25 protein-coding genes are annotated in these 24,848 nt (G+C 56.7%); 10 read left to right on the top strand and 15 right to left on the bottom strand.

What is annotated here, in order from left to right:
• The first annotated feature begins 5 nt into the window (after positions 1-5).
• Genes pgaB through pgaD form a run of 3 tightly spaced genes read left to right on the top strand, consistent with a single transcriptional unit; the run spans position 6 to position 3,695 of the window.
• Positions 6-1,943, top strand: coding sequence for a poly-beta-1,6-N-acetyl-D-glucosamine N-deacetylase PgaB (gene pgaB, locus CWR52_RS16190; RefSeq protein ID WP_104950125.1), 1,938 nt, complete (start codon positions 6-8; stop codon positions 1,941-1,943).
• Entirely contained in the window at positions 1,936-3,264 is a 1,329-nt protein-coding gene (gene pgaC / locus CWR52_RS16185) for a poly-beta-1,6-N-acetyl-D-glucosamine synthase (protein ID WP_104950124.1), read from the top strand. The genes pgaB and pgaC overlap by 8 nt, the downstream gene beginning before the upstream one ends.
• Positions 3,264-3,695, top strand: coding sequence for a poly-beta-1,6-N-acetyl-D-glucosamine biosynthesis protein PgaD (gene pgaD / locus CWR52_RS16180; RefSeq protein WP_104950123.1), 432 nt, complete (start codon positions 3,264-3,266; stop codon positions 3,693-3,695). The genes pgaC and pgaD overlap by 1 nt, the downstream gene beginning before the upstream one ends.
• 52 nt (positions 3,696-3,747) lie before the next feature.
• Here pgaD and gss read toward each other — a convergent pair whose 3' ends face one another.
• From gss to CWR52_RS16150, 6 genes are all read right to left on the bottom strand, one after another.
• Entirely contained in the window at positions 3,748-5,610 is a 1,863-nt protein-coding gene (gene gss, locus CWR52_RS16175; protein ID WP_104950122.1) for a bifunctional glutathionylspermidine amidase/synthase, read from the bottom strand.
• 115 nt (positions 5,611-5,725) lie between these two features.
• Entirely contained in the window at positions 5,726-6,697 is a 972-nt protein-coding gene (locus CWR52_RS16170) for an ABC transporter ATP-binding protein (protein ID WP_104950121.1), read from the bottom strand.
• Positions 6,694-7,671, bottom strand: coding sequence for an ABC transporter ATP-binding protein (locus CWR52_RS16165; RefSeq protein WP_104950120.1), 978 nt, complete (start codon positions 7,669-7,671; stop codon positions 6,694-6,696). The genes CWR52_RS16170 and CWR52_RS16165 overlap by 4 nt, the downstream gene beginning before the upstream one ends.
• Entirely contained in the window at positions 7,664-8,509 is an 846-nt protein-coding gene (locus CWR52_RS16160; protein ID WP_104950119.1) for an ABC transporter permease, read from the bottom strand. Before CWR52_RS16160 ends, CWR52_RS16165 begins: the two co-directional genes overlap by 8 nt.
• Positions 8,510-8,514: 5 nt before the next feature.
• On the bottom strand, positions 8,515-9,468 hold the full coding sequence (locus CWR52_RS16155) for an ABC transporter permease (RefSeq protein WP_008499794.1): 954 nt from the start codon (positions 9,466-9,468) through the stop codon (positions 8,515-8,517).
• Positions 9,469-9,513: 45 nt separating this feature from the next.
• Positions 9,514-11,103 carry an ABC transporter substrate-binding protein gene (locus tag CWR52_RS16150; RefSeq protein ID WP_104950118.1) on the bottom strand — a complete coding sequence of 530 codons (1,590 nt, stop codon included), beginning with the start codon at positions 11,101-11,103 and terminating at the stop codon, positions 9,514-9,516.
• A gap of 245 nt (positions 11,104-11,348) precedes the next feature.
• Here CWR52_RS16150 and yghU point away from each other — a divergent pair, with 245 nt between their 5' ends.
• Complete coding sequence (gene yghU / locus CWR52_RS16145) at positions 11,349-12,215, top strand: glutathione-dependent disulfide-bond oxidoreductase (RefSeq protein WP_104950117.1); 867 nt, start codon at positions 11,349-11,351, stop codon at positions 12,213-12,215.
• Positions 12,216-12,373: 158 nt separating this feature from the next.
• Positions 12,374-12,706, top strand: coding sequence for a glycine zipper domain-containing protein (locus CWR52_RS16140; RefSeq protein ID WP_008499797.1), 333 nt, complete (start codon positions 12,374-12,376; stop codon positions 12,704-12,706).
• Between the two features lie 119 nt (positions 12,707-12,825).
• On the opposite strand, the gene CWR52_RS16135 is transcribed toward CWR52_RS16140, so the two are convergent.
• The 3 genes from CWR52_RS16135 to CWR52_RS16125 all read right to left on the bottom strand — a co-directional run bounded on the left by CWR52_RS16135 (position 12,826) and on the right by CWR52_RS16125 (position 15,229).
• Positions 12,826-13,098, bottom strand: a complete 273-nt coding sequence (locus CWR52_RS16135) for a hypothetical protein (protein ID WP_104950116.1) — start codon at positions 13,096-13,098, stop codon at positions 12,826-12,828.
• 203 nt (positions 13,099-13,301) lie between these two features.
• Positions 13,302-13,556 (bottom strand): hypothetical protein, encoded by a 255-nt coding sequence (locus tag CWR52_RS16130; RefSeq protein WP_048029030.1) that lies wholly within the window; start codon positions 13,554-13,556, stop codon positions 13,302-13,304.
• A 125-nt stretch (positions 13,557-13,681) separates the two neighbouring features.
• On the bottom strand, positions 13,682-15,229 hold the full coding sequence (locus tag CWR52_RS16125; RefSeq protein ID WP_104950115.1) for a methyl-accepting chemotaxis protein: 1,548 nt from the start codon (positions 15,227-15,229) through the stop codon (positions 13,682-13,684).
• A 219-nt stretch (positions 15,230-15,448) separates the two neighbouring features.
• On the opposite strand from CWR52_RS16125, the gene CWR52_RS16120 reads away from it, so the two are divergent.
• Positions 15,449-16,489, top strand: coding sequence for an aldo/keto reductase (locus CWR52_RS16120; RefSeq protein WP_104950114.1), 1,041 nt, complete (start codon positions 15,449-15,451; stop codon positions 16,487-16,489).
• A 62-nt stretch (positions 16,490-16,551) separates the two neighbouring features.
• Here CWR52_RS16120 and CWR52_RS16115 read toward each other — a convergent pair whose 3' ends face one another.
• Both CWR52_RS16115 and CWR52_RS16110 read right to left on the bottom strand, forming a co-directional pair.
• Positions 16,552-17,040 carry a TIGR00645 family protein gene (locus CWR52_RS16115; RefSeq protein ID WP_008499805.1) on the bottom strand — a complete coding sequence of 163 codons (489 nt, stop codon included), beginning with the start codon at positions 17,038-17,040 and terminating at the stop codon, positions 16,552-16,554.
• Positions 17,041-17,122: 82 nt separating this feature from the next.
• The gene (locus CWR52_RS16110) at positions 17,123-17,626 is read right to left on the bottom strand and encodes an ESA_00282 family adhesion-associated protein (protein WP_045909961.1); all 504 of its coding nucleotides are present in this window, start codon (positions 17,624-17,626) and stop codon (positions 17,123-17,125) included.
• Between the two features lie 103 nt (positions 17,627-17,729).
• Here CWR52_RS16110 and CWR52_RS16105 point away from each other — a divergent pair, with 103 nt between their 5' ends.
• Together CWR52_RS16105 and CWR52_RS16100 are read left to right on the top strand one after the other, a co-directional pair.
• Positions 17,730-18,134, top strand: coding sequence for a hypothetical protein (locus CWR52_RS16105; RefSeq protein ID WP_008499807.1), 405 nt, complete (start codon positions 17,730-17,732; stop codon positions 18,132-18,134).
• Between the two features lies 1 nt (position 18,135).
• The gene (locus CWR52_RS16100; protein ID WP_045909962.1) at positions 18,136-18,582 is read left to right on the top strand and encodes a hypothetical protein; all 447 of its coding nucleotides are present in this window, start codon (positions 18,136-18,138) and stop codon (positions 18,580-18,582) included.
• Here CWR52_RS16100 and CWR52_RS16095 read toward each other — a convergent pair.
• The 3 genes from CWR52_RS16095 to exbB form a co-directional block, all read right to left on the bottom strand.
• Positions 18,579-20,030: a methyl-accepting chemotaxis protein gene (locus CWR52_RS16095; protein ID WP_104950113.1), complete on the bottom strand. Its 1,452-nt coding sequence runs from the start codon at positions 20,028-20,030 to the stop codon at positions 18,579-18,581. The two genes, CWR52_RS16100 and CWR52_RS16095, sit on opposite strands and share 4 nt — an antisense overlap.
• A gap of 274 nt (positions 20,031-20,304) precedes the next feature.
• Positions 20,305-20,730: a TonB system transport protein ExbD gene (gene exbD, locus CWR52_RS16090; protein WP_045909964.1), complete on the bottom strand. Its 426-nt coding sequence runs from the start codon at positions 20,728-20,730 to the stop codon at positions 20,305-20,307.
• Between the two features lie 4 nt (positions 20,731-20,734).
• Positions 20,735-21,466 (bottom strand): tol-pal system-associated acyl-CoA thioesterase, encoded by a 732-nt coding sequence (gene exbB, locus CWR52_RS16085; protein ID WP_104950112.1) that lies wholly within the window; start codon positions 21,464-21,466, stop codon positions 20,735-20,737.
• Positions 21,467-21,717: 251 nt separating this feature from the next.
• Here exbB and metC point away from each other — a divergent pair, with 251 nt between their 5' ends.
• Together metC and yghB are read left to right on the top strand one after the other, a co-directional pair.
• On the top strand, positions 21,718-22,905 hold the full coding sequence (gene metC / locus CWR52_RS16080) for a cystathionine beta-lyase (RefSeq protein ID WP_104950110.1): 1,188 nt from the start codon (positions 21,718-21,720) through the stop codon (positions 22,903-22,905).
• Positions 22,906-23,048: 143 nt separating this feature from the next.
• Positions 23,049-23,708, top strand: a complete 660-nt coding sequence (gene yghB / locus CWR52_RS16075) for a DedA family general envelope maintenance protein YghB (protein ID WP_024906512.1) — start codon at positions 23,049-23,051, stop codon at positions 23,706-23,708.
• 49 nt (positions 23,709-23,757) lie between these two features.
• Here yghB and CWR52_RS16070 read toward each other — a convergent pair whose 3' ends face one another.
• The gene (locus CWR52_RS16070) at positions 23,758-24,657 is read right to left on the bottom strand and encodes an AraC family transcriptional regulator (RefSeq protein ID WP_104950109.1); all 900 of its coding nucleotides are present in this window, start codon (positions 24,655-24,657) and stop codon (positions 23,758-23,760) included.
• Between the last annotated feature and the right edge of the window lie 191 nt (positions 24,658-24,848).

The following is a 24,848-nucleotide window of genomic DNA, read 5'->3' as shown; positions in this document are numbered from 1 at the left end:
TGATGATGATGAACACACGTTTTTCCGCGAGCCTGATACTCATCGGCTGGCTCTGCCTCAGCGCGAGCGTCTGCGCGCAGGTATTTTCGTTTATTGCGCCCAAAGATCGGCCGCAGCTGGAGGCGAGCAAACCCTGGCCGCAGAACCAGTTTCTGGTGCTGGCCTACCACGACGTCGAAGACGATGCCGCCGATCAGCGCTACCTCTCCGTGCGCACCAGCGCGCTAAACGAGCAGATAAGCTGGCTGCTGCACAACGGGTATCACGTCATCAGCGTGCAGGACATTCTGGATGCCCATGACGGGAAAAAAACGCTGCCACCCAAAGCCGTTCTGCTCAGCTTTGACGACGGCTACAGCAGCTTTTACACCCGCGTCTGGCCGCTGCTTCAGGCGTGGAACGTCCCTGCGCTCTGGGCGCCGGTGGGCAGCTGGGTGGATACGCCGGAAAATCAAAAAGTTAACTTCGGCGGTCTGATGACACCCCGCGATCGCTTCGCGACGTGGGACATGGTGCGCGAGCTAAGCCGGTCTCCGCTAATTGAGATTGGATCGCATACCTGGGCCTCGCATTACGGCATTCCGGCTAACCCGCAGGGCAGCCGCGAACCGGCCATCGCCAACCGCTTTTATGATAAAGCGACGGGACGCTATGAAACCGATCGGCAGTTCAACCAGCGGATCGGCGATGACGTTCGCAGAGTGACTGACAAAATCACGCAGGTAACGGGCAAGGCGCCGCGCGCCTGGGTCTGGCCCTATGGTGCCGCCAACGGCACGTCGCTCGCCATCGCCAGACAGCAGGGTTACCAGCTGGCCTTTACCCTTGAGGACGGGCTGGGGAACGTGCAGGAGCTGGGCAATATCCCCCGTCTGCTGATCGCCGGCAATCCCTCGCTCAAGGCATTTGCCAGTACGGTCAGCCAGGTTCAGGAGCGCGAACCCGTGCGCGTCATGCACGTCGATCTCGACTACGTTTACGATCCCGATCCGGCCCAGCAGACCCAAAATATCAACAGGCTGATCCAGCGGGTCTACGACATGAAAATCAGCCATGTTTTCCTGCAGGCGTTTGCCGACCCGCAGGGCGACGGCAGGATCAAGGCACTCTATTTTCCCAACCGTCGACTACCGGTCCGGGCCGATCTCTTTAATTTTGTCTCCTGGCAGCTGCAAACCCGCGCGGGTGTGAAAGTCTTTGCGTGGATGCCGGTGCTCTCGTTCGATCTCGATCCTGCTCTGCCGCGCGTGCAGCGCCGGGATCGCCAGACAGGCCAACTGAGCGAGGCCACCGAGCCCTATATCCGGCTCTCCCCGTGGGACCCGCAGGTGCGCCAGCAGGTGACGGACATCTATGAAGATCTGGCCCGCTATGCCAGCTTCAACGGGATTTTATTCCATGACGATGCGGTGCTGACGGACGTGGACGATGGCCCTCAGAGCACAACACGTCAGAAAAGCCAGACGCTTATCGGGTTTACCCACGCCCTGAGTCTCGCGGTGAAGCATATCCGTGGCCCGCAGATAAAAACCGCGCGCAACATGTTCGCCTTACCCATTCTGCAGCCCGAAAGCGAAGCGTGGTTCGCGCAGAATCTTGACGATTTTCTGGCTGAGTATGACTGGACGGTGCCGATGGCTATGCCGCTGATGGAGTCCGTCCCGGCAGACGAGAGCGATGCCTGGCTGGCGCGTCTGGTGAAAGCGGTCGCCACGCGTCCCGGCGCGCTCGATAAAACCATTTTTGAACTGCAGGCCAGGGACTGGGATCGGAAACCGCAGCGCGCCGTTTCCGACAGCCAACTGGCACAGTGGATGCGCGTGCTCCAGCTGAACGGCGTCAAAAACTACGGTTACTACCCCGATGATTTCATCAACAACCAACCTGATATCTCACGCATCAGGCCTGTATTTTCTTCGTACTGGTACCCTGACAATGACTGATCGCATTATCGCCTTTTCCATTTTATGTCTGGTATTCGGGTTGCCTTTAGGCGTGGCCGCCCTCTTTACCGGCGAGCTGATTCTGGATTTTGTGTTCTTCTGGCCGCTGTTCATGTCCGTGCTCTGGATAACCGGCGGGCTCTATTTCTGGTTTCAGCTTGAACGCCACTGGTCGTGGGATAAAGAGACGCCCGCCCCGACGCTCGCCGGTGAGCCGCTCATCTCCATTCTGATCCCTTGCTTCAACGAGGAACGAAATGCCCGGGAGACGATTAGCGCCGCGCTGGAGCAGCGGTATGAAAATATCGAGGTTATCGCCATCAACGACGGCTCGTCTGACAACACCGCGCAGGTGCTGCAGAAGCTGGCGCTGGAGCAGCCGCGCCTGCGGGTGATTAACCTCGCGGAAAACCAGGGAAAAGCCGTCGCACTCAAGGCTGGCGCCGCGGCAGCCCGGGGCGATCTGCTGGTCTGCATTGACGGTGATGCCCTGCTCGATCGCGATACGGCAGCATATCTGGTAGCCCCGCTGATTCAGTATCCCCACGTCGGGGCGGTCACCGGGAATCCGCGTATCCGCACGCGCTCCACGCTGATTGGCCGCATTCAGGTGGGCGAGTTCTCATCGATTATCGGGCTCATCAAGCGGACGCAGCGGATCTATGGCCGGGTCTTTACCGTCTCCGGCGTCATCGCCGCCTTTCGCCGACAGGCGCTGGCGGACGTCGGGTACTGGAGCCCGGATATGATCACCGAAGATATCGACATCAGCTGGAAGCTGCAGCTGCGCCACTGGGATATCTTTTTCGAGCCGCGGGCGCTGTGCTGGATCCTGATGCCGGAGACGCTGAAGGGCCTGTGGAAACAGCGTCTGCGCTGGGCCCAGGGCGGCGCGGAGGTGTTTCTGGTCAACCTTCGCAGGATTGTGCGCTGGGAGCATCACCGCATGTGGCCCCTGTTTCTTGAGTATGCCCTGTCAACGCTGTGGGCCTTCGCGTACGCCATGACGGTGCTGTTATTTATTCTCAGCCATATCGCTCCTGTTCCTGCCAGGCTGACCGTGGAGAGCCTCTTTCCACCGGAGTTTACCGGGCTACTGCTGGGCGTGATGTGCCTCCTGCAGTTCCTCGTCAGTTTGTACATCGAGAGGCGCTATGAACGGAAGGTGGCCAGCTCGCTTTTCTGGGTGATCTGGTTCCCGATGGTGTACTGGATGATTGGCCTGTTCACCACCCTCGTCGCATTTCCAAAAGTCATGCTTAAACGCCAGCGCGCCCGCGCGCGCTGGATCAGTCCGGACCGGGGAAAAGGACGCATTTAATGAACGAAAATACCTTAATTCTGACCGAACATCGGCTGTTGCCACGTCTTTTCGATGCCGCGTTAACGCTGGTGGCGTGGGGAGGCTTTCTGTTTTTCCTGTATGCCCGGCTCTGGATGCAGCTCACCGAGGAGAGCGACTACCGCTGGGGCATCATTATTGCGTCCTTTAATACAGTGTTGCTCTACCTGCTGTTCGCCGCGCTCAACGGCTGGCTGCTGATTTTGTGGTATCAGTACAATCGCCGTCGTGCCCACGTGAGGCGGCGTCAGCCGGGCTACTTTCACCAGGAGGAGCTGGCCCGCAGCTTTAATGTTTCACCGCAGATCATCTCCGAGATGAGCCAGTACAACCTGCTGACGGTCTATCATGACCAGATTGGCCGCATCATCGATCTGAAGATCAACGGGCAGGAAGAGGAAGAACAGTAACGAAAAGCCCCCGCAGGGCATCCTGTGGGGGCTTTTTTATTGCGGGTAAGAGCTACTTATCTTTAACCACGATCAGCGGCTCAATATCGCTCTCTTTCTTCACCACCAGCGAGTCATCGCCGCGCAGGCAGGTTCCCCCGTAGTTCCCGCCCACGGTAAAGGTACAGACCTGAATGTACTTACCGTCGACATTTGGCAGGCACCACAGCTGCTGGTAGATGTTTTTACGGTCGACAAACTTGCCGCTGGATTTATCCAGCAGTTCGTCCTGGGCGCTGATCAGGTCGATATTGCTGCCGCAGCGTCCGGCAATCGGCTTGACGGCATAGCCGGTCTGCTTCAGCAGATCGTTAACCTCAAAATCGGTGTCGAGCAGGTAACGGTGGTTCGGGAACAGCTGCCACAGTACCGGGAGAATCGCCTTGTTGCCGGGAATGACGGTCCACAGCGGTTCAAAGACCAGCACCTCCGGGCGCAGCAGGACGTCAATGAGGCGCACTTCGCCTTCAGGATGTCCGGTGCGGATCGGCACGGCGGCGTATTCGGTTTCGCTGACCTCTCGGATCTGCTCTATCGCCGTCTCCCACGCCCAGGTTTTCCACACGCAGTTGACGTGGCGCCCCTCGTCGTCAATCAGCTGTCCGGCGGCATCCCAGCTGAGCGCCCCCAGCCCGTGGAGGATTTTGGTCTCGAACCCGGCCTGCATCAGCGAACGCTGAATAAAGAGCGCGTGATAGTCCTCTTCGACATCGTTGTCCTGCATGATGTGGACGAACGGCCGGGCGTGGCTGTGCTTCCAGGCGCCGGTCAGTTCTTCCAGCAGGCCTTCCGCCGGGTTATGCCCGTTGCCGCGATAGCCATTTTTCACCCACTCCTCAAGGATAAGCCCGCCCTCGGTATGGCAGGAGGCGGAGTCGGCGTTGTACTCGTAGACCTTGATGCCGCGCTCATCCATGCAGAAATCCATACGACCAGTGATCATATGGTGACGACGCCACTGCCAGGAGAGGCGCAGGCGCGGCCAGAGGATTTTCGGAATGTCGAAAAGCGCCAGCAGACTGTCGTCTTTCAGCACCTTGTCCGTCGCGTGCAGATACATCAGGTGCAGCTCGTTGGTGGCTTTGATCAGCTCCTGTTCCGCGCTTTCGGTAATGGTGAAGTACTGACAGGGATCGTTGTTGATCACGTGACCGTTGGCGCGAACATACGCCTGCTGCAGCGCGTCATTTTCGTTGAGCCACTTGCCGTCGAACTGACGTTTGTTTTTCAGCCGCGCGCCGCTGATTTTCAGCAGTTCACCGTCGATTTCCGGCTGGGGAATGCTGTGTTCCGTGTCGTCGGTCTGGATCATCCAGCCGAGAATTTCCGTGTCGTTGAAGGTGTCATGGAGGGTATAACGCCCATTCTCCACGCTCAGGCGAAGCTCGCGCGTCCACTGCTGCCCGAGCGGCAGAGGGGAGTGAATCACGTTCTGCTCGGCGATACGCACCTTATCGTCCAGAAGCTGGGTGATCACCGCCACGTGGCCGGTCTCATGAAACTCGCCGCCCTTTTGCCAGATCAGCAGCGCCCCGGCGCGCGGCGCGCGTTTTGAGCCGTTAGCAAAAGCCTGAAGGGGCAGAATGTTATCGTTCACCACCTGACGCAAAAAGCGCAGGGAGAAGATCTCCCACGCCATGCCGACGTCGGTAAACACGAAGCCATAGTTGAGAAACAGGAAACGGCGGGCAAACTCAACACACTGCCACTTGTGGCCCATGTATTCGTTGCCGATATAGCTGCGGAAATCCGCATCTTCCGGATAGTTTCGCGGGTCCAGACTGCCGTAATTTGAAGAGTAAATCGCCACGCCACCGGGCGCATAGCCTAACAATGTCCCGAATGGCGCATCACTGCTTAACGTTCCTTTACGCATGTATCCAACCTAAAACAGGCAGGCGGCAATTTTTATAGGTTGTCGTCGTCTGCACGTTGTAATTAACCTGACAGAGGAGCGTTTATCATACACCTGCGCGACGCGTGAATAACATTTAAAACAGCCAGCACGCCGCAAAATGTCCTGGCGCGATCTCCTGCATCGCTGGCTCCTGTGTCTGGCAAACCGGCATGCTATGCGGGCAGCGGCTGCAGAACTTACAGCCCGGCAGCGCGGACGTAGGGCCGGGCATTTCGCCGCGCAGGGTTGCGTCTTCGAGGTTGCGAATGCGCGGGTCGGGCTGGGGAACCGCCGCCAGCAGCGCGCGGGTATAAGGGTGCGCCGAACGCTGATACAGTTCATTCGCCGGAGCCACCTCCACCAGCTTACCGAGGTACATCACCCCAATGCGGCTGGAGATATGGCGTACCATCGAGAGATCGTGGGCGATGAACAGATAGGTCAGCCCCAGCTCCTGCTGCAGGTCCTGCAGAATATTCACCACCTGCGCCTGCACCGAGACGTCCAGCGCCGAAAGCGGCTCATCGCACAGCACGAATTCAGGACGCACGGACAACGCGCGGGCAATACTGATGCGCTGGCGCTGCCCGCCGCTGAACTCATGCGGGAACCGCTCAAGGTGCTCCTGCTTCAGCCCGACTTTGTAGAGCAGCGTTTCCGTCCGTTCGCGCTGTTCTTCACGGCTGTAGCCGTGGATCTGCATCGGCTCGGCCACCAGCTGTCGCACCGTCATACCGGGGTTAAGCGAGGAGTAAGGATCCTGAAAAATCGCCTGCATCCGCTTACGCAGCGGCTTGAGCTCTTTTTCGCGGGCGTGAGCGATCGCCTGCCCGGCAAAGTGGATCTCGCCGGAGGTAATATCGAAAAGGCGCAGGATGGCGCGCCCGAGGGTAGATTTTCCGCAGCCGGACTCGCCCACCAGGCCAAACGTCTCGCCGGGCTGGATATCAAAGCTCACGCCATCAACCGCCTTCACCGCTGCGCCTTTACGCAGCAAACCGCCGTTAAGCGGATAGTGTTTGCGCAGATCGCGCACGCTCACTAATGGCACCTGTTGTTCACTCATGCCTGAATCTCCTTATCGGCCCATAGCCAGCAGGCGGCGCGATGGCCCTCTCCCATGGCGTAAAAAGCGGGCTGCCGTTCACACTGGGGCATGCGTTTCGGGCAGCGTTCGGCGAAGGGACAGCCCGGCGGCGGATTAAGCAGGCCAGGCGGCGAACCTTCAATGGGCGATAAACGTTGATTAACCTCATCCGGGCGCGGCAGCGAGGCCAGCAGCCCCTGGGTGTAAGGATGCGCAGGGCGATAAAAAATGTCTTCCACGCTCCCCTCTTCCATTACCAGCCCGCCGTACATCACCACCACGCGGCTACAGACCTGGGCCACCACGCCGAGATCGTGGGTGATCAGCAGAATCGCGGTTTGGGTCTGCTGTTGCAGGCTTTTCAGCAGACGCAGGATCTGCGCCTGAATGGTGACGTCCAGCGCGGTGGTCGGCTCATCGGCAATAAGCAGCTTAGGGTTGCAGGAGAGCGCAATGGCGATCATCACCCGCTGGCGCATCCCGCCGCTAAACTCGTGGGGATACTGGTCGTATCGGCGTTCCGCCTCGGCAATCCCCACCTGTTCCAGCATGGCGATCGCCGCCGCTTTGGCCGCTTTTTTGGTCAGTCCTTTATTGCGCATCAGGATCTCTGCCATCTGTTTGCCGATGGTCAGCACCGGGTTCAGGGCGGTCATCGGGTCCTGGAAAATCATCGCGATCTCGTTGCCGCGAATGGCACGCATCTGCGCGGGGGTTTTCTGCGCCAGGTCCTCATTCTGGAAGCGGATGCTGCCGCCGGTTATCCGTCCGTTGCTCCCCAGAAGCTGGATAATCGACTTACAGGTGACGCTTTTCCCGCAGCCCGACTCGCCAACAATGCCGACGATTTCGCCCGGCTGAACCTGAAAGCTCACGCCACGCACCGCGTGAACCTCGCCCTCGCGGGTACGGAACGTGGTTTGCAGGTTCTCAAGCGCTAACAGGTTACTCATCGCGATTCGCTCCTGGCTCAAAGGCGGTACGAAACACATCGCCCAGCACGTTAAAGCTGAACACCGTCAGCAGGATCAGAATGCCGGGGAACATCGCCAGCCACGACGCTTCGCCAATATACGACTGGGCGTTGTTGAGCATGCTTCCCCACGATGCCGCAGGCGCCTGCACGCCGAGCCCAAGGAAGCTGAGCGTCGACTCCATCAGAATGGCCGAGGCGATATTGAGCGTGGCGGCCACGATAATGGTCGGCAGCACGCCGGGAATAATGTGGCGCACGATGATGCGCAGCGGGTTTTCCCCCGACGCGCGGGCATAAAGCACATACTCGCGCTCTTTCACCGATAAGGTTTCTGCGCGCACCAGCCGCGACATGTTCATCCACGTCAGCAGGCTGATGATCAGAATGATGTTATCCACGCCCGGCTTGAGGTACGCATTCACCACCAGCAGCAGGAAGAAGGCCGGAATGGCCATCAGGATATCCACGGCGCGCATCATCAGGTTATCCAGCCAGCCGCCAAAATAGCCGCTCACCGTTCCCACCACCGTGCCGATAAGCGTGGAAAAGAGCATGGCGAGAAAACCGACCATCAGGGAGATCTGGCCGCCATACAGCGCGCGGGTGAAGTAGTCGCGTCCATACTCGTCGGTGCCGAACCAGTGTGCGGCATCCGGCGGTAGCGTACGCGCGCCGAGCGCCATCCGATCCGGATCGTACGGACTTAACCCCGCACAGAGCGAGGCGACAACGAAAATAAAAAGCACAAACAGGGAGAACTGCGCCGGACGATTGCGGCGCAACTGGTGACGAACCTGCTGCCAGCGTCTGCTCATCCGGGTTACCTCAGCGTACGAATGCGGGGATCGGCGAAGCGATAAAGCAGATCGGCGATCAGGTTACCGACGATCAGCATCATCGACGAGAGCATGATGATCGCCATGATCAGCGGGTAGTCCAGCGAGGCGATCGACTGGATCCCAAGCAGCCCCATCCCCGGCCACGAGAAGACGCTTTCCGTCACATAGGCCCCCACGATCAGCTCACCAAACGACAGGCCGAACAGGGTTATCACCGGCAGCAGCACGTTTTTCAACACGTGGCGGAACAGAATGCTGGAACGCGTGGCGCCGTAAGCCAGCTGGGTCTGCACGTAGTCGGCCGAGAGCTGCGAGATGGTGTTGGAGCGGATGTAGCGCACGTAGCTGGAGAGGTTGTAGAACGTGAGGGCAATACACGGCAGCACGCCGTGACGCAGCACGTCCAGCGCATTATCTTCCATGCCGATGGTGCGCATCCCCATGCTGGGGAACCAGTTAAGCTGAACGGCAAAGACCGTAATGAGCAAGATGCCGAACCAGAAAATCGGCACCGAGATGCCGATATAGGCGAACAGATTAAGCAGGTGATCCAGCCAGCGGTGCTTAAATGCCCCCGCCAGCAGGCCCAGCGGGATGGCCAGCACGATCGCCAGCAGCAGCGACGCGCCCATCAGCCCCAGCGTGGCCGGAATGCGTTCGCCGATCATCTCCAGCACCGGGCGGTGGTAGATCAGCGAATAGCCGAGATCGCCCTGCAGGACATTTTTCAGCCACAGGACGTACTGCGTGACCAGGGGCTTATCCAGCCCCAGGCTCTGGCGAATACGTTCGATATCTTCCGGAGCCATACGCGGCGTGATGTACGCCGCCACCGGATCGCCGGGCGCGAGCTTGACCAGCAAAAACGCCACCAGTGAAATAAAGAACAGCATCGGCAGCAGCTGCAGCAGCCGACGCGTGAGGAGTGTGTTCACGACGTGCCCTTACCAAGGCCCCGACCTGACGGCCGGGGCAATCACTTATTTCTGATAGATTTTTGACAGATCCTGGAACAGATAGACCGGCTTCGGCTCTGCTTCCTGGGTGCCGCCAAAACGCTTGTCCACCGCGACGGTCGCATTGGTATAGGCGATTGGGTAGTAGGTCATGTCGTTCGCCACGGTCTGCTGAATTTGCTTGTAGATATCAGCACGTTTTGCAGCGTCGGTTTCCACAGCGCCTTTATCCCACAGGGCATCAAACTGCGGATTTTTGTAGTGCGCGTAGTTATAGGCTTCGTTGCTCATGAACAGCGATTTGTAACCGTCCGGCTCTGAGCCCATGATGTAGCCGCCCAGGTTCAGCTCCCACGCGGTGTTGTTCATATCGAGGCTGCGCTGGGACATGGCGTTGGAATCCAGCGGCATCAGCTCTACGTTCACCCCAATAGCCTTCAGCGCCTGCTGAATATAGAGCGCCATGCTCTCCTGGGTTTTGTTGGTGTTCACATACGCCAGGCGCAGCTTGAGGTTGTCCGGCGCGCCGGATGCTTTAAGCCGCTCTTTGGCCTTTTGCAGATCGAATGTGTACTGCTCGACGTCATCCGTCTTGTAAAGCGTATCGGGCGTGAGGAAGGACGTCGCCGGTTTGGCGTAGTCCAGCGAGGTAAAGGCGGTCTGGGTCAGCTCGTCTTTGTTGATGGCATACGCGATGGCCTGACGCAGCGCTTTGCTCTTCATCACCGGCACGTTCTGGTTGAACGTCATATAGGCCAGGCGGCCTTCCGGATAGACCACGAAGTCGAACTTACCGGTATTTTTCAGGCGGTTCACGTCCTGCGGGTCAACCATCTTGAGGTTGATTTCACCGTTTTGCAGCGCCAGGTTGGCGGCGTTGCTGTCTTTGGCGAAACGGTAGGTGACCGAATCAAGCTTCGCTTTGCCGTTCCAGTAATCGTCGAAACGGGTCAGGGCGTAATACTGCCCGGCGCGGTACTCTTTAAACTTGAACGGCCCGGAGCCGACCGGCGCATCGTTTTTGCTGCTCTTTTCCAGGTCACCTTCACCTGCGAACACGTGCTGCGGAATCGGGTAGATCTGAACCAGCGTGCCGGTAAAGGCGGCGCTAACCTGCGGTAAGGTGAACTTAACGGTGCGGTCGTCAACCTTGCTTACCTGTACCGGCTTATCGCCCCAGGTGAACATGCTGCGGAAAAAGCTGTGCTGTTTGGCATCCAGCAGCTTATTGAACGTAAAGACCACGTCGTCCGCCGTCAGCGGCTGACCGTCCTGCCATTTCAGGTTCGGTTTTAACGTCAGGGTGTAGCTCAGGTTGTCGGCGGAGGGCGTGAGGCTTTCCGCCAGGCCCCACTCGATCTTGCCGTTATTAAAGCTATACAGCGGGGCATACAACGCCTGCATGATGGTTAACGTTGTGCGGTCGCTGGCATAGAGTGGATTAACGGCTAACGGGTCGCCGGAGGTAATACCGATAATCAGCGAACCGCCCGCTTTTGGCGCGTCGCTTTTTGACGCCGCGGCCGTATTTGTCTCTTTATTTTTCGCATCATCACAGCCCGCCAGGCCTAACGCGAGCGAAACGACCACTGCCGATAACAGAAGCTTGCGCATCTCACTAACTCCTTGCCTTATAAAGTGTTTATGACTGCATCTTTTATTTATGTTGAAGCATCATATGCAGCTTTATCGGTTTACGCATTAATTATGAAAATGCGATTTTCGATTAAGCTTATGCCGGATTTGATATATATAAGCGCTGGAAGGAATAGCGGCAGATCGATTACGCTCAGTTCGTTAAACGCTTCACAAATCTCCTGCTACACTGCCTCAACACATCACTCAAAAGGCAGGCCAACATGTCAGACAACACGTATCAGCCACCCAAAGTGTGGGAATGGAAAAAGAACGGCGGCGGCGCGTTCGCCAACATTAACCGTCCGATTTCCGGCGCAACGCATGAGAAGGATTTGCCCGTAGGTTCGCACCCGCTGCAGCTCTACTCGCTGGGCACACCGAACGGCCAGAAGGTGACGATCATGCTCGAAGAGCTGCTGGCGCTGGGCGTGACGGGCGCGGAGTACGACGCGTGGTTGATCCGCATCGGCGAGGGCGATCAGTTCTCCAGCGGCTTCGTTGAGGTGAACCCGAACTCGAAAATACCGGCGCTTCGTGACCACTCCACGAACCCGCCAACGCGCGTCTTTGAATCCGGCAATATCCTGCTCTACCTGGCAGAAAAATTCGGTCACTTCCTGCCAAAAGATCCCGCGGGACGTACCGAGACGCTGAACTGGCTGTTCTGGCTGCAGGGCGCGGCGCCGTTCCTCGGCGGCGGTTTTGGCCACTTCTACAACTATGCCCCGGTGAAAATCGAGTACGCGATTGACCGCTTCACCATGGAAGCTAAACGCCTGTTCGACGTGCTGGATAAACAGCTGGCGCGTGGTCGCTACGTGGCGGGTGAGGAGTACACCATCGCGGATATCGCCATCTGGCCATGGTTCGGCTGCGTGGCGCTGGGCAGCGTGTACAACGCCGCCGAGTTCCTGGATGCAGAGAAGTACACCAACGTGCAGCGCTGGGCGAAAGACGTGGCGAATCGCCATGCCGTTAAGCGCGGACGCATCGTTAACCGCACCAGCGGCGAGCTGAACGAGCAGCTCCACGAACGCCACGCGGCGAGCGACTTCGAGACGAATACGGAAGATAAGCGTCAGGCGTGACGACTAGCCGGGCGGATCGCCGCCCGGCAACAGAGATCCTTGCTCAGGGCATGATTGGCCTAAAGGTTGAGCCGGTATTGCTGGCACTATCTGTGCGTTTTTCTCACCTCAGAGTGAGAAGCAACGTATCAACCGACAGCAGTCACAAAGGATCTGTTATGAAACTGATTAAAACAACGCTGGTTATCAGCGCCCTCATTTTTTCCACCTCGGGAATGGCCATCGATAAAACCGCCGCTGGCGCGGTAGCAGGCGCTGCCATTGGCGCGGCCACGGGCAAAGATCTGAAATCCACCGTTGGCGGTGCCGTTGTTGGCGCAGGCACGGGTGCCATGTTCAAAAACGGCGACAAAGGTAAAGCCGCGCGTAAAGGTGGCGCCGTAGGGGCTGCCGTGGGCGCAGGTGCCGCGGCGGTTACCGGAAAGAGCGTGCTGAAAGGTGCAGCCGTTGGCGCAGGCACGGGCGCGCTGATTGGTGAAGCGACGCACTGATAAATTTCGCCGGGCGTCGCAGCGCGTGCCCGGCCTCATGGCTGTTCAGTAATAACTCCCTGCACCCAATCACGACTATTTGCCCTCAACGTATGGTCAGAAATGTCACCCGGAATACATCAATGGTGATCGTCATACTGATGCTCAATCACCATCCCTTCCGCCACGCTCGCCACATGGCGTGCACGCGGATGATAGACCGGTGCAGGAGCGGCATATGTTGTTTGTGCCGGTGCAGGCGCAACGCTTACCGCCTCAGGAACCGTGGCTGACTGCGGAACAATCACGACCTTATACCCGGTAGGGACATCGACCGTGACGCTCTGGGCCATCGCTGTATTGACCACGGCAAAACCTGCCAGGGCAGCAAATAAAATAATACGGTTTCTCATAAATTGAATTGTTTCCGGTATCAAGAAGATAATTCATTATGTCGACTAAATCTTAAGACAATATTAATTTTCATGTTCTGGAATGTGCAGAAAATGCCAAATATATTGTTACAAGCAAATAATTTAATATTTAAAAAATATTGACTTACGTTTTTTTAAAAAGGCGGCAAGAAATACGCTTGCATGCCGCCTCACCGGGTATGTTAATACTTAATATCCCGCGCTTTTTGCCGTCCGGCCTGTTTCATCTGACGCTTGTCCTGGCGGCAGTCGTGATTACTCTGGTTATTGTTCGCCACGCAGGTCTGCTTCACCTGCCGTGACGCATCGCGGGTTTCCTGCCTGACATCACGCGCTACGCGCCGTTCCTGCGCCTGCTGGGTCGCGCTGGCGGAAACCGAGAAAAGCGTCAGAAAAATGAGAGAAAGGACAGGGATAAAAGATAACGATCTGTTCATAGCAACACCTCGTAGAAGAGAGCCCAGAACGTCAGGGGTTAGCAAAAGAATAGCAGTTTCAGCGCCGCTGAATGAGGAAGGCGTTAATAATATAAGGCCGCACAGGGCGGCCTTATCACGTTGCGTTATGCCGTCAGGCGGAACTTCTGCACCGAGCGCTGAAGATCTTCGGTCTGACGCTCCAGCGCCGCCGCCGCCGCGGAAACCTCCTCCACCAGCGAGGCGTTTTGCTGGGTAACGCCGTCCATCTGGGTAATGGCAATTCCGACCTGCGAAATGCCCTTACTCTGCTCCTCTGAGGCCGAGGCAATTTGCTTCATAATGGTCGTTACTTCCGTCACGTCCCGCAAAATCGCATCCATGGTGGTGCCGGTATCGCCCACCAGCTTCGCCCCCTGCTCGACGCGGGACACGGAGTCGGTAATCAGCCCCTCAATCTCTTTTGCCGCGTTGGCGCTGCGGCTTGCCAGGTTGCGAACTTCGCCTGCGACGACGGCGAAGCCTCGGCCCTGTTCACCCGCGCGCGCGGCTTCAACCGCCGCGTTGAGTGCCAGAATATTGGTCTGGAAGGCAATGCTGTTAATGACGTTGGTGATTTCAGCAATTTTCTTCGAGCTTTCCGAAATACCGCTCATGGTGGTCACCACCTCTTCCACCAGCGAGCCGCCGCGGCTGGCGGTGGTCGAGGCCACATCGGCCAGCTGGCTTGCCTGGCGCGCGCTCTCCGCGTTCAGCTTCACCGTGGCGGTCAGCTGCTCCATGCTGGCAGCCGTCTCTTCCAGCGCAGCCGCCTGCTCTTCGGTACGGGAGGAGAGATCGTTGTTACCGCTGGAAATCTCCGTCGCGCCGCGCCAGATATTTTCACTGCCGGAGCGGATCGTGCTGACCGCTTCGCGCAGGCTGTCCTGCATGGCGCTCAGCAGCGGCACCAGCTGGCCAACGCAGTTGCGGCCGAACGGCTCGATGGGCTGGCTGAGATCGCCCTGGGCAATCTGGCGGAACTGCTGGCGAATGCGGTCCAGCGGTTTGACCAGCATCGCCACCAGGTAACGGTCGGTGAAGAGCAGGATCAGCAGGCCGACGATCGTGGCGATGATAATCACCGTGCGGGTCATGCTGGTCAGGCCGTCCACCACCACGCGGGTGCTGTCGAGCGACTTCGCGGCAGCATTGTTAAACTCTTCAGCCGCCGCACCGAACGCGCGGCTCAGCGGTGGGGTGACGTTGTTGGCCTGCTGACGATAGCCGTCCAGCGCGCCCAGTTTCGCCTGCTGCATTTGCGGCGTCACGCCCTGTTCGAGCAGCGCCTGCCAGGCACCGATCGCCCGTGAAGAGACCTGCTCATCCATTGGGCCTGGAGAAATGGCTTTCATCTCGGCCAGCTTCTTGCCCATGTTATCCAGCGCCTGCTGGGCAGAGGCCAGATCCGGCGTGCCGCCTGCGGCTTTGACTTCCATTGCGCGGCTCAGACGGGTCACAAAGCGGAAATACTGATCGTTGCCCTGGCTGAGCACCGTCATCTGCTTGACCAGCTGGCGGTCCACCTCGTTGCCATCTGAAACGCGAGACAGGGACCAGGTGCTGTACAGCCCCACACCCGCCCACATTAAACAAAAGATCCCGAGAATCGCCAGCATGACGAAACGGATCGTGAAATTACGGAGCATATTCATAAGTCTTCCTTGCCGTGAGGGTGAGTTCGCCCAGAGGCGAGTACTTCTCTCGTTATCGGCAGGAAAGAGGGAAATTATAACGTTTTGTGATCATTTTTAATTAGCGTGGCTTCACTGGTCGCACAGCCACCGTTAACCATTATCTTCGCGCTTTGTGATGTGATAAGTTCAGAATGAAAACGACGTTTCAAAAAATTATCGATAAGAAAAGGAGACATCATGTCCTGGTACCCTGCCCCTGACCGCTACGAGAACATGCAGTACCGCCACTGTGGCAAGAGCGGCCTGCGCCTGCCCGCGCTGTCGCTGGGACTGTGGCACAGCTTTGGTCACGTCCAGCCTCTTGAAGCCCAGCGGGCGCTGCTGCGCAAAGCCTTCGACCTCGGCATCACCCATTTCGATCTGGCCAATAACTACGGACCTCCGGCGGGTAGCGCGGAAGAGAATTTCGGCCGCCTGCTGCGGGAGGACTTTGCCGCGTACCGCGACGAGCTGATTATCTCCACCAAGGCCGGTTACGACATGTGGCCAGGGCCATACGGCTCGGGCGGTTCACGCAAATATCTGCTCGCCAGCCTCGATCAGAGCCTGAAGCGCCTGGGCGTCGAATACGTGGATATTTTCTATTCCCACCGCGTGGATGAAAACACGTCAATGGAAGAGACAGCCTCTGCGCTGGCACAGGCTGTGCAGAGTGGGAAAGCGCTGTATGTGGGCATTTCCTCCTACTCAACCGGGCGCACGCAAAAAATGGCCGAGCTGCTGCGCGAGTGGAAGATCCCCCTGTTGATCCACCAGCCGTCCTATAACCTGCTCAACCGCTGGGTCGATAAGACCGGTTTGCTGGATGCGCTGGCAGCAAACGGGACCGGGTGTATCGCCTTTACCCCGCTGGCGCAGGGGCTGCTGACCGGAAAATACCTGAACGGTATTCCTGAAGATTCACGCATGCAGCGTGAAGGCAAGAAAGTCCGCGGTCTGAACGAAAAAATGCTGACCGAAGCCAATCTGAACAGCCTGCGTTTGCTGAGTGAGATGGCGCAGGCGCGGGGTCAGACCATGGCGCAGATGGCGTTGAGCTGGTTGCTGAAAGACGCGCGCGTGACGTCAGTGCTGATTGGCGCAAGCCGCCCGGAACAGATTGAGGAGAACGTTCGGGCGCTGGATAACCTGCACTTTACTGAGGACGAACTCAAGCGGATTGACCAGCATGTCGCGGATGGAGAGTTGAATCTGTGGCAGGCGTCGTCGGATAAATAGTGCGGTCTGATGCCCTCACCCTGGCCCTCTCCCACAGGGAGAGGGCGCTTAAGTGAGGGGAATTACTTCTTACTGATCTTATCCAGATACCCCATCACAAACGCAGACAGCACAAACGTCAGATGGATAATGACATACCACATCAGTTTGTTATCCGGCACGTTCTTCGCGTCCATAAACACACGTAACAGGTGAATAGAAGAGATCGCCACAATCGACGCGGCCACTTTATTCTTCAGTGACGAGGCATCCATTTTGCCTAACCAGCTGAGCTTCTCTTTACGCTCGTCGATATCCAGTTGGGAGACAAAATTCTCGTAGCCGGAAAACATCACCATCACCAGCAGTCCGCCCACCAGGGTCATATCCACCAGCGACAGCAGAACCAGAATCAAATCCGCCTCGGCAATAGAAAAAATGTTCGGCAGAACGTGCAGGATTTCCTGAAAGAACTTAATCGTCAGCGCGATAAGCGCCAGCGAAAGGCCAAAATAGACGGGGGCCAGTATCCAGCGAGAGGCGTACATGGCGTTTTCAAAAAAGCGTTCCATAAAGTCCTGTTTGCAAAAGAAACCAGCGCCCAGTATATCCCAATGGCGCTGACTGTTTGCAATAACTCACCAGTCTGGTGACTCAGACGTTGTCGGGGTTAACTTCCGGACGGGCATACTCCGGCCAGACCAGCACCACCAGCTCCGGGTAGGCTTCCAGGCTGAACTCACGAAAACACTGACGCAAATTTAATACGTCCAGATCGGAATAAGAGACCTTCTCGCCGTTAAGGCAGCGTTTTTTGATATTGTCATAATATTTATACACGGCTGAATTCAGGTCGCTACAGCGACGCTGTGCCTCAAACAGTCCTGGCGTGTCATTAATTTCCGACATTTTCATGCGTTTAATTGTCGCGTGTAAAAAGTCGATATATTCATGGTTCACCCGCCAGTACCAGACAGGCGTAACGGAGTTCATCAATACAGAGAAATGGTCTTCTCCTTCCTCTTTTGTCATGAGTTCCGGTTGCGGCGGTTCACTGGCGTCTTTCGACACTTTCGTTTTATTGAACTCCTGCATCAATAAAAGCACACCAGCGGTCAGTAATAGTAATGTGATGACCGTAAAAAAGATGCTGTTCATGGGTAGGCTCCATTTTTTTTGATTTTAAATTTGCCTCATGATATTGTCAACGAATCTCACGCCTTTACCAACCCCACCCTGTTGAAATTAAAGGAAATTAAAAATGCTGCCCGACTATCTCGTCCCGGCTAAGTACCACATTACGCCTGTGGAACAGCAACCGACGGAAGCAGAAAAAGAGGTCAGTTTCACTCAGGGGAAAAGAAAGCTCTCTGATTTCGAGCCTGATATATTAATTGGTGTTTCCCGCACCGGCAAATCCCGTAATATGTTGCTGGAAGAGCACGATCGCCATATTAAAGACCGCTTATTTCGCGCCATAAAAATTGAAGCCTTCGTCCACCTGCTGAACGATCTGCAGGCCGAAGGAGAAATAGATGCCCAGAAACTAAGTCAAATATTGGCCGAAAAAACGAAAGAAATTAACGAAGCGGGCAATGAAATTTGGCTTAACTTAATTACGCGCGAAAAAAACAACCCAATTTTTTATAGCCTGGGGGAAGATTAACGTGAAGGAAGTTAAAAACAACGACGTTTATTTGACTTTAGATGATAAGAAAAGTGATGAATTTATCTTAAAGCAAAATCTCGATGCGCTGCGAAACACAAAAAATGACGAGATGACGCGTATTACCCAGGACCTGGTATCGATCCCGGCAACGCTGGTGCGGCTGAAATGGCAGAATCGCCGTGAAATTTATCCGCTACAGGTCAAAGAAGAAATTTACGGTGCCGTGATGAACGCCATCATGGAACAGCGGCCAGAGTTGAAAGAGAAGCTTCTGGGTCGCCTCGAGGCCAATTACCAGTACCTTCTTGCCAGAGAAATCGCCACTCTGCGCCTGACGCGCAAACTGTCAGACGGTGAGTACCGCACCTCAAACGTCACCTGCGTTGCGCTTGATGAGGACGCGCTGGCGTCTGGCGCCAGCGCCCCTTCCGAACCGCAACGCTAATTAAATCTGAATACGGCAATCGCCTCTTTTAACTGCCCCGTCTGCTGCCGCTGCGCTTCAGCCACCTGCAGCGTTTGCGCTACGTGACGCACGTTCTCCTGCACGCTGGCATCGATGCTGGCAATACTGTCGTTCATCTGCGCAATGCTCGCCCGCTGCTGCTCGCTCATCTGCGACAGCTCCTCCAGAAGAGAGCGGAGCCCTTCAATGCTTTCAATGATCGACTTCATTGTCATACCGGCCTGCTCAACCTGCTCGACGCCCTGCAGCGTGGTTGCCTGCGATGCGGTCAGCAGCTGGCGAATGTCTTTTGCAGCCCCCTCGCTGCGCTGGGCCAGCACGCGCACTTCTGAGGCAACCACCGCGAAGCCTTTGCCATGTTCCCCCGCTCTGGCAGCCTCGACCGAGGCGTTGAGCGACAGGATATTGGTCTGGAACGCAATTCCGTCGATCAGCTCCAGAATGGCGTAAATGCGCTGCGACTCCTCGCGAATGTGCTCCATCGCCGCAATCGCCTGCCGTATATTATGGCCTCCCTGCTCCGCCACGTTACTGGTACTGAATGCCACCTCCCGAACCTGGCGAGCTTTTTCACTGGTCAGGGTGGCGACAGCCCTCAGTTGTTCCATCGCACTGGCCGCCGTCGCCAGCGAACTTGCCTGGTGATCGGTACGTTCCGACAGCGCGCTGTTGCGTTGTCCTAACGCGCGGGATGCCTCCAGCAGTTGCCCAATATTGGCGCTGACCTGCTCAAGCGTGGCGCGCATGGTGCCCAGCGTCAGGCTGAACGTGCGGGCAAAGGGAGACTCTGCGGGTGCCGCATCAACGGCCAGCGTGAGGTACCCCGGTTCGCGGTTGATCACCCCCGCCAGCCTTGCCACCTCGCTCGCCGAGCGGGCGTCCTGCTCCATACGAATCGCCAGCAGAACCAGGATCGCGGTCTGGACCACCACAAACAGCCCGTGGAAAACCACCATATGAAAGCCGGTGTGCATGAACACCACGACGCCGTACAGGTCGTTTTCCTGCAGATAGTTGAACACCAGGTGATGTAATGCGATGACCGCCGCCCCCATCACCAGCGGGCGCCAGTCTCGCCAGGCAAGGAGCGCGGAAAGCAGGACGAAAACCGAGAAATGGTATTCGGTTTCCCCTTCGCCCAGATGAATCAGCAGCGCGGAAAATGCCATTAGCACAAACGCAGAGCTCAGGCGGAGCAACAGCGCGCCGGGGAACACCATCGTCAGCAGCGTCGATAAACAGGCAAGAGAGGTGCCGACAATCGCCCCCTGCATGATGTTTTCGTTGATATAGCCCACGCCCAGCGAGATGGCCCACAGCGACCAGATGAGCACCAGTATTAGCCTGTCTGCGCGTCGTCGAATGGCAGAAAGCGAAAACAGATCGTTTTGAGGCGCGTGCGGATACAGCCATGTCATCGTAGCCATAGGGAGTCTCTTGCTGTGCAGGTGAAAAGATCCTTCGAAGAAGGACTGTTTTTATTATCTTTTTTTAAGCGTAGTGGGGATATTCCACGACGCCATTTCAGCAAAAGATATATTTTAATGGCGCAGCCGAATACTGATATTTACTTAACTATCAATACATTATTAACGTTGGCTTTATTGATAAAGAAATATGAAGAATAGGGATATACAGCAGAAAATAATAACGATGTTGCGTGGCAGAAAACAAAAAAGCTGGCTTTCGCCAGCTTTCGTTCTATTTTTTGGCCGCTTTCTCTTCGCCGACCAGCCCAATCTTCAGGTAACCCGCCTGATGCAGCGTGTCCATTACCTTCATCATGGTCTCATAATCCACGGTTTTATCCGCACGGAAGAAGACCGTAGTATCTTTCTTACCGCCGGTAAGCTGATCCAGCGCCGGGATGACAGAGTCGGCCGTTACCGGGTCATTGCCAAGGAACATGGATTTATCGGCCTTCACGGACAGATAGACAGGCTTTTCCGGACGCGGCTGCGGCTGGCTGGACGAGGCCGGCAGATTCACCTTCACGTCGACCGTGGCCAGCGGCGCGGCCACCATGAAGATAATCAGCAGAACCAGCATGACGTCGATAAACGGCGTCACGTTGATCTCATGCATTTCGCCGTTATCGTCCAGATTTTCGTTTAGACGCATCGCCATAATATCAACCCACGCGCAGTTTGGACGCCGCGTGCACCGGCTTAACGGTGCTGGCATTCAGGTCGAGATCGCGACTCTGCAGCAGCAGGACCTGCGCGGCAACGTCACCGAGTGTCGCTTTGTAGCTGCCAATCATCCGCGCGAAGATGTTGTAGATAACCACCGCCGGAATCGCCGCGACCAGACCAATCGCCGTCGCCAGCAGCGCTTCTGCGATACCCGGGGCCACAACCGCCAGGTTGGTGGTTTGAGTCTGCGCGATACCGATAAAGCTGTTCATGATGCCCCAGACCGTACCGAACAGACCGATAAACGGTGAGATCGCGCCGATGGTCGCCAGATAACCATTGCCGCGCCCCATGTGTCGGCCAACGGCCGCCACGCGACGCTCCAGACGGAAACCGGTACGTTCTTTGATGCCTTCGTTATCTTCACTGCCCGCGGAGAGTTCCAGCTCGTTCTGTGCTTCATTCACCAGCAGGGTAGTCAGGCTTTTCGCGTGGAAGGATGAGGTCATATCTGAAGCCTGATCCAGAGAGCGGGCTTCTGCCAGCTGTTGCTGTTCCCGCTTGAGGCGACGCTTCTGCGAAAGCAGCTCGGCGCTCTTGCTGAAGAAGATAGCCCAGGTGACAACGGACGCCAGAATCAGGCCGATCATCACAATCTTAACCACGATGTCAGCATGCTGATACATGCCCCAAACGGAGAGATCCGCCTGCATCAAATTATTACCCACTCTGTATCTCCAGGACGCAAATCACAAAATCTGAACGTAATAATATCAAAACGTCGTCGAATTGATAGTAGTTCTCATTAGTATTTGCATAGTGCCGCAATTTTCGTTCACTTTCCTTGCGCTTACGCAGTAAAAATTTCTTATGCGTTTTTTTGCTAATATTTTCTGCTTATTCGATAAGCCTGCGGGTGCAGTTTTTTCCAATCGTGGTAGTCTGGACGTCCAGACGTATAAAAACAGGGTTAGCGAACATGACAACGAAGCATCTTGATACCACGCTGGTACAGGCAGGACGCAGCAAAAAATATACTCAGGGATCGGTCAACAGCGTGATTCAACGCGCCTCCTCACTGGTATTTGACACCGTTGAGGAGAAAAAAATCGCCACGCGCAACCGCGCGAAAGGCGGCCTGTTTTATGGCCGTCGCGGCACGCTAACCCATTTTTCTCTGCAGGAGGCGATGTGCGAGCTGGAAGGCGGCGCAGGCTGCGCGCTGTTCCCGTGCGGAGCGGCGGCGGTCGCCAACACCATTCTGGCGTTCGTGGAACAGGGCGATCACATCCTGATGACCAACACCGCCTATGAACCCAGCCAGGACTTCTGTACCAAAATTCTCAGCAAGCTCGGCGTGACCACCGGCTGGTTCGACCCGCTGATTGGTGAAGATATTGCCGAACTTATTCAGCCAAACACGCGCATTGTGTTCCTGGAATCGCCGGGGTCACTCACCATGGAAGTCCACGACGTGCCGGCTATCGTGGAGGCCGTGCGCAGCAAAGCGCCAGAGGCGATCGTTATGATCGACAACACCTGGGCGGCAGGTGTGCTGTTCAAGGCGCTGGACTTCGACATCGATATCTCGATTCAGGCGGCGACCAAATATCTGATTGGCCACTCTGACGGGATGATTGGCACGGCGGTCTCCAACGCGCGCTGCTGGGATCAGCTACGTGAAAATGCCTACCTGATGGGCCAGATGGTGGATGCCGACACGGCCTACATGACCAGCCGCGGACTTCGCACGCTGGGCGTTCGCCTGCGTCAGCACCATGAAAGCAGCCTGAAGGTGGCCGAATGGCTGGCGCAGCATCCGCAGGTTGAGCGCGTGAATCACCCCGCGCTACCCGGCAGTAAAGGCCATGAGTTCTGGCAGCGTGACTTTACAGGCAGCAGCGGGTTGTTCTCGTTCGTGCTGAAAAAACGGCTGAATAATGACGAGCTGGCAAGCTATCTGGATAATTTTACCCTCTTCAGCATGGCCTACTCGTGGGGCGGTTTTGAATCCCTCATCCTGCCTAACCAGCCGGAGCAGATTGCAGCCCTGCGCCCCGGTGGCGACGTGGACTTCAGCGGTACCCTGATTCGACTGCATATCGGTTTAGAAAATGTTGACGATCTGATTGCGGATTTAGCAGCAGGGTTCGAGCGTATCGTGTAGAGTGCTGGCTGAAAATGTACTCCCTGGACGCTTTTGTGGACACCGCAAGCGGAAAAGTCTGCATGAGTTGCGCCCGGGATCAAACCCGACGGGCGAATAAGGGAGTACAATAGCGCTATATCTGCTGTTCCACAGGAAAGTCCATGGCTGTTATTCAAGATATTATCGCGGCGCTCTGGCACCACGATTTTGCCGCGCTGGCGGATCCTCACGTCGTCGGTATCGTCTATTTCGTGATGTTCGCAACTCTGTTTCTGGAAAATGGATTACTGCCAGCCTCGTTTTTACCCGGTGACAGCCTGCTTTTACTTGCCGGGGCGTTAATCGGTAAAGGCGTCATGGACTTCACGCCAACGATGGTTATCCTGACCTCCGCTGCCAGCCTGGGCTGCTGGCTGAGCTATCTGCAGGGCCGCTGGCTGGGGAACACGCGCGTCGTCAAAAGCTGGCTGGCGCAGCTGCCGCATAAATATCATCAGCGCGCGACCTGCATGTTTGACCGGCACGGCCTGCTGGCGCTGCTGGCCGGACGTTTCCTGGCGTTTGTCCGCACCCTTCTGCCGACGATGGCGGGCATTTCCGGCCTGTCGAACCGCCGCTTCCAGTTCTTCAACTGGCTGAGCGCCCTGCTGTGGGTTGGCGTGGTGACGACGCTCGGCTACGCGCTGAATATGATCCCTTTCGTGAAACACCACGAAGATCAGGTGATGACCTTCCTGATGGTGCTGCCGATGTTCCTGCTGGTGGCGGGTCTGGTGGGAACCATCGCGGTAGTGATTAAGAAGAAGTACTGTAGCGCGTGATAAAAAATTGCCGGGTGGCGGCTACGCCTTACCCGGCCTACGTTTCCCCTCAGGCGCCCTGCATCGTTCTTATACGTGACGCATCCTCTCCCGGCGTGACGCCGAAATAGCGCTTAAACTCCCGACTGAACTGCGAGGCACTTTCATAGCCCACCCGCATCGCCGCCGCGCTGGCCTTCATGCCGTCGTGGATCATCAGCATCCGCGCCTTATGCAGCCGGTAGGTTTTGAGGTACTGCAGCGGCGAAGTGCTGGTCACCGATTTAAAGTTATGGTGAAACGCCGAGACGCTCATGTTCGCTTCCGCCGCCAGCTGGTCGACGCTGAGGTTCTCCGTGTACTGGCTTTCGATACGCTTGAGCACGCGGCTTATCAGGCTGAAGTGGGTCTGTCGGCTCACCAGAGCGAGTAACGCTCCGCCGCCCGGGCCCAGCAGCACGTGGTAGAGAATTTCGCGGACGATCTGCTTGCCCAGAATGCGCGCGTCCAGCGGCCTCTCCATCACGTCCAGCAGACGCTCAATGGCGCAGAGGATCTCTTCCGACAGCGTCGCCGAGTTAATCCCGCTCGACGCCATAGAAGGCTGGAAGAGTTCATCTTCGCCAATCTCCATCAGCAGCTCCTGCAGCTGAAGGATGTCGACGTTGACGCGAATACCCGCCAGCGGAACCGCCTCTGTCGCGAAAGTTTCACATTCAAAAGGTAAAGGTACCGTCAGCAGCAGATATTCATTGGTGTCGTAGCGGAACACGCGCTCGTTGATGTAGCCAATTTTATGGCCTGAGAAGAGAAAAACGATGCCCGGCTGGTACATGACCGGCGTGCGCGTCCCCGGCTGCGTGCCATAGAGCAGGCGAATGTCCGGCAGCAGCTCGCTGGCACGATTTTCATTATCTATCAATCTCTTAATATGCGCAGTGAGCTGCTGGCAGATAGCCTCACGGTTCATCTTGCGTTACTCCGGGTGCGGTTTTCGACGTTGACAGTGTGCGTTGTTTTCCGCGCTTTCTCCAGCGCTCTGTAGAAATGGGCAAGACATCGGCAGGAATGTGCATTGAGGGCGTAGCCCCGGATCGCCACAATGAGCAGCATCAGGTCGCCCTCTGCGCACCACGGTTTTTCACCCACTAAAGGGAACGA

The organism is Enterobacter sp. SGAir0187, assembly GCF_002952735.2.
GTDB classification, from domain to species: Bacteria; Pseudomonadota; Gammaproteobacteria; order Enterobacterales; family Enterobacteriaceae; genus Enterobacter; species Enterobacter quasiroggenkampii.
Note: the sequence above shows the minus strand (reverse complement) of the source record. Positions and strands in the feature narration are given on the sequence as shown.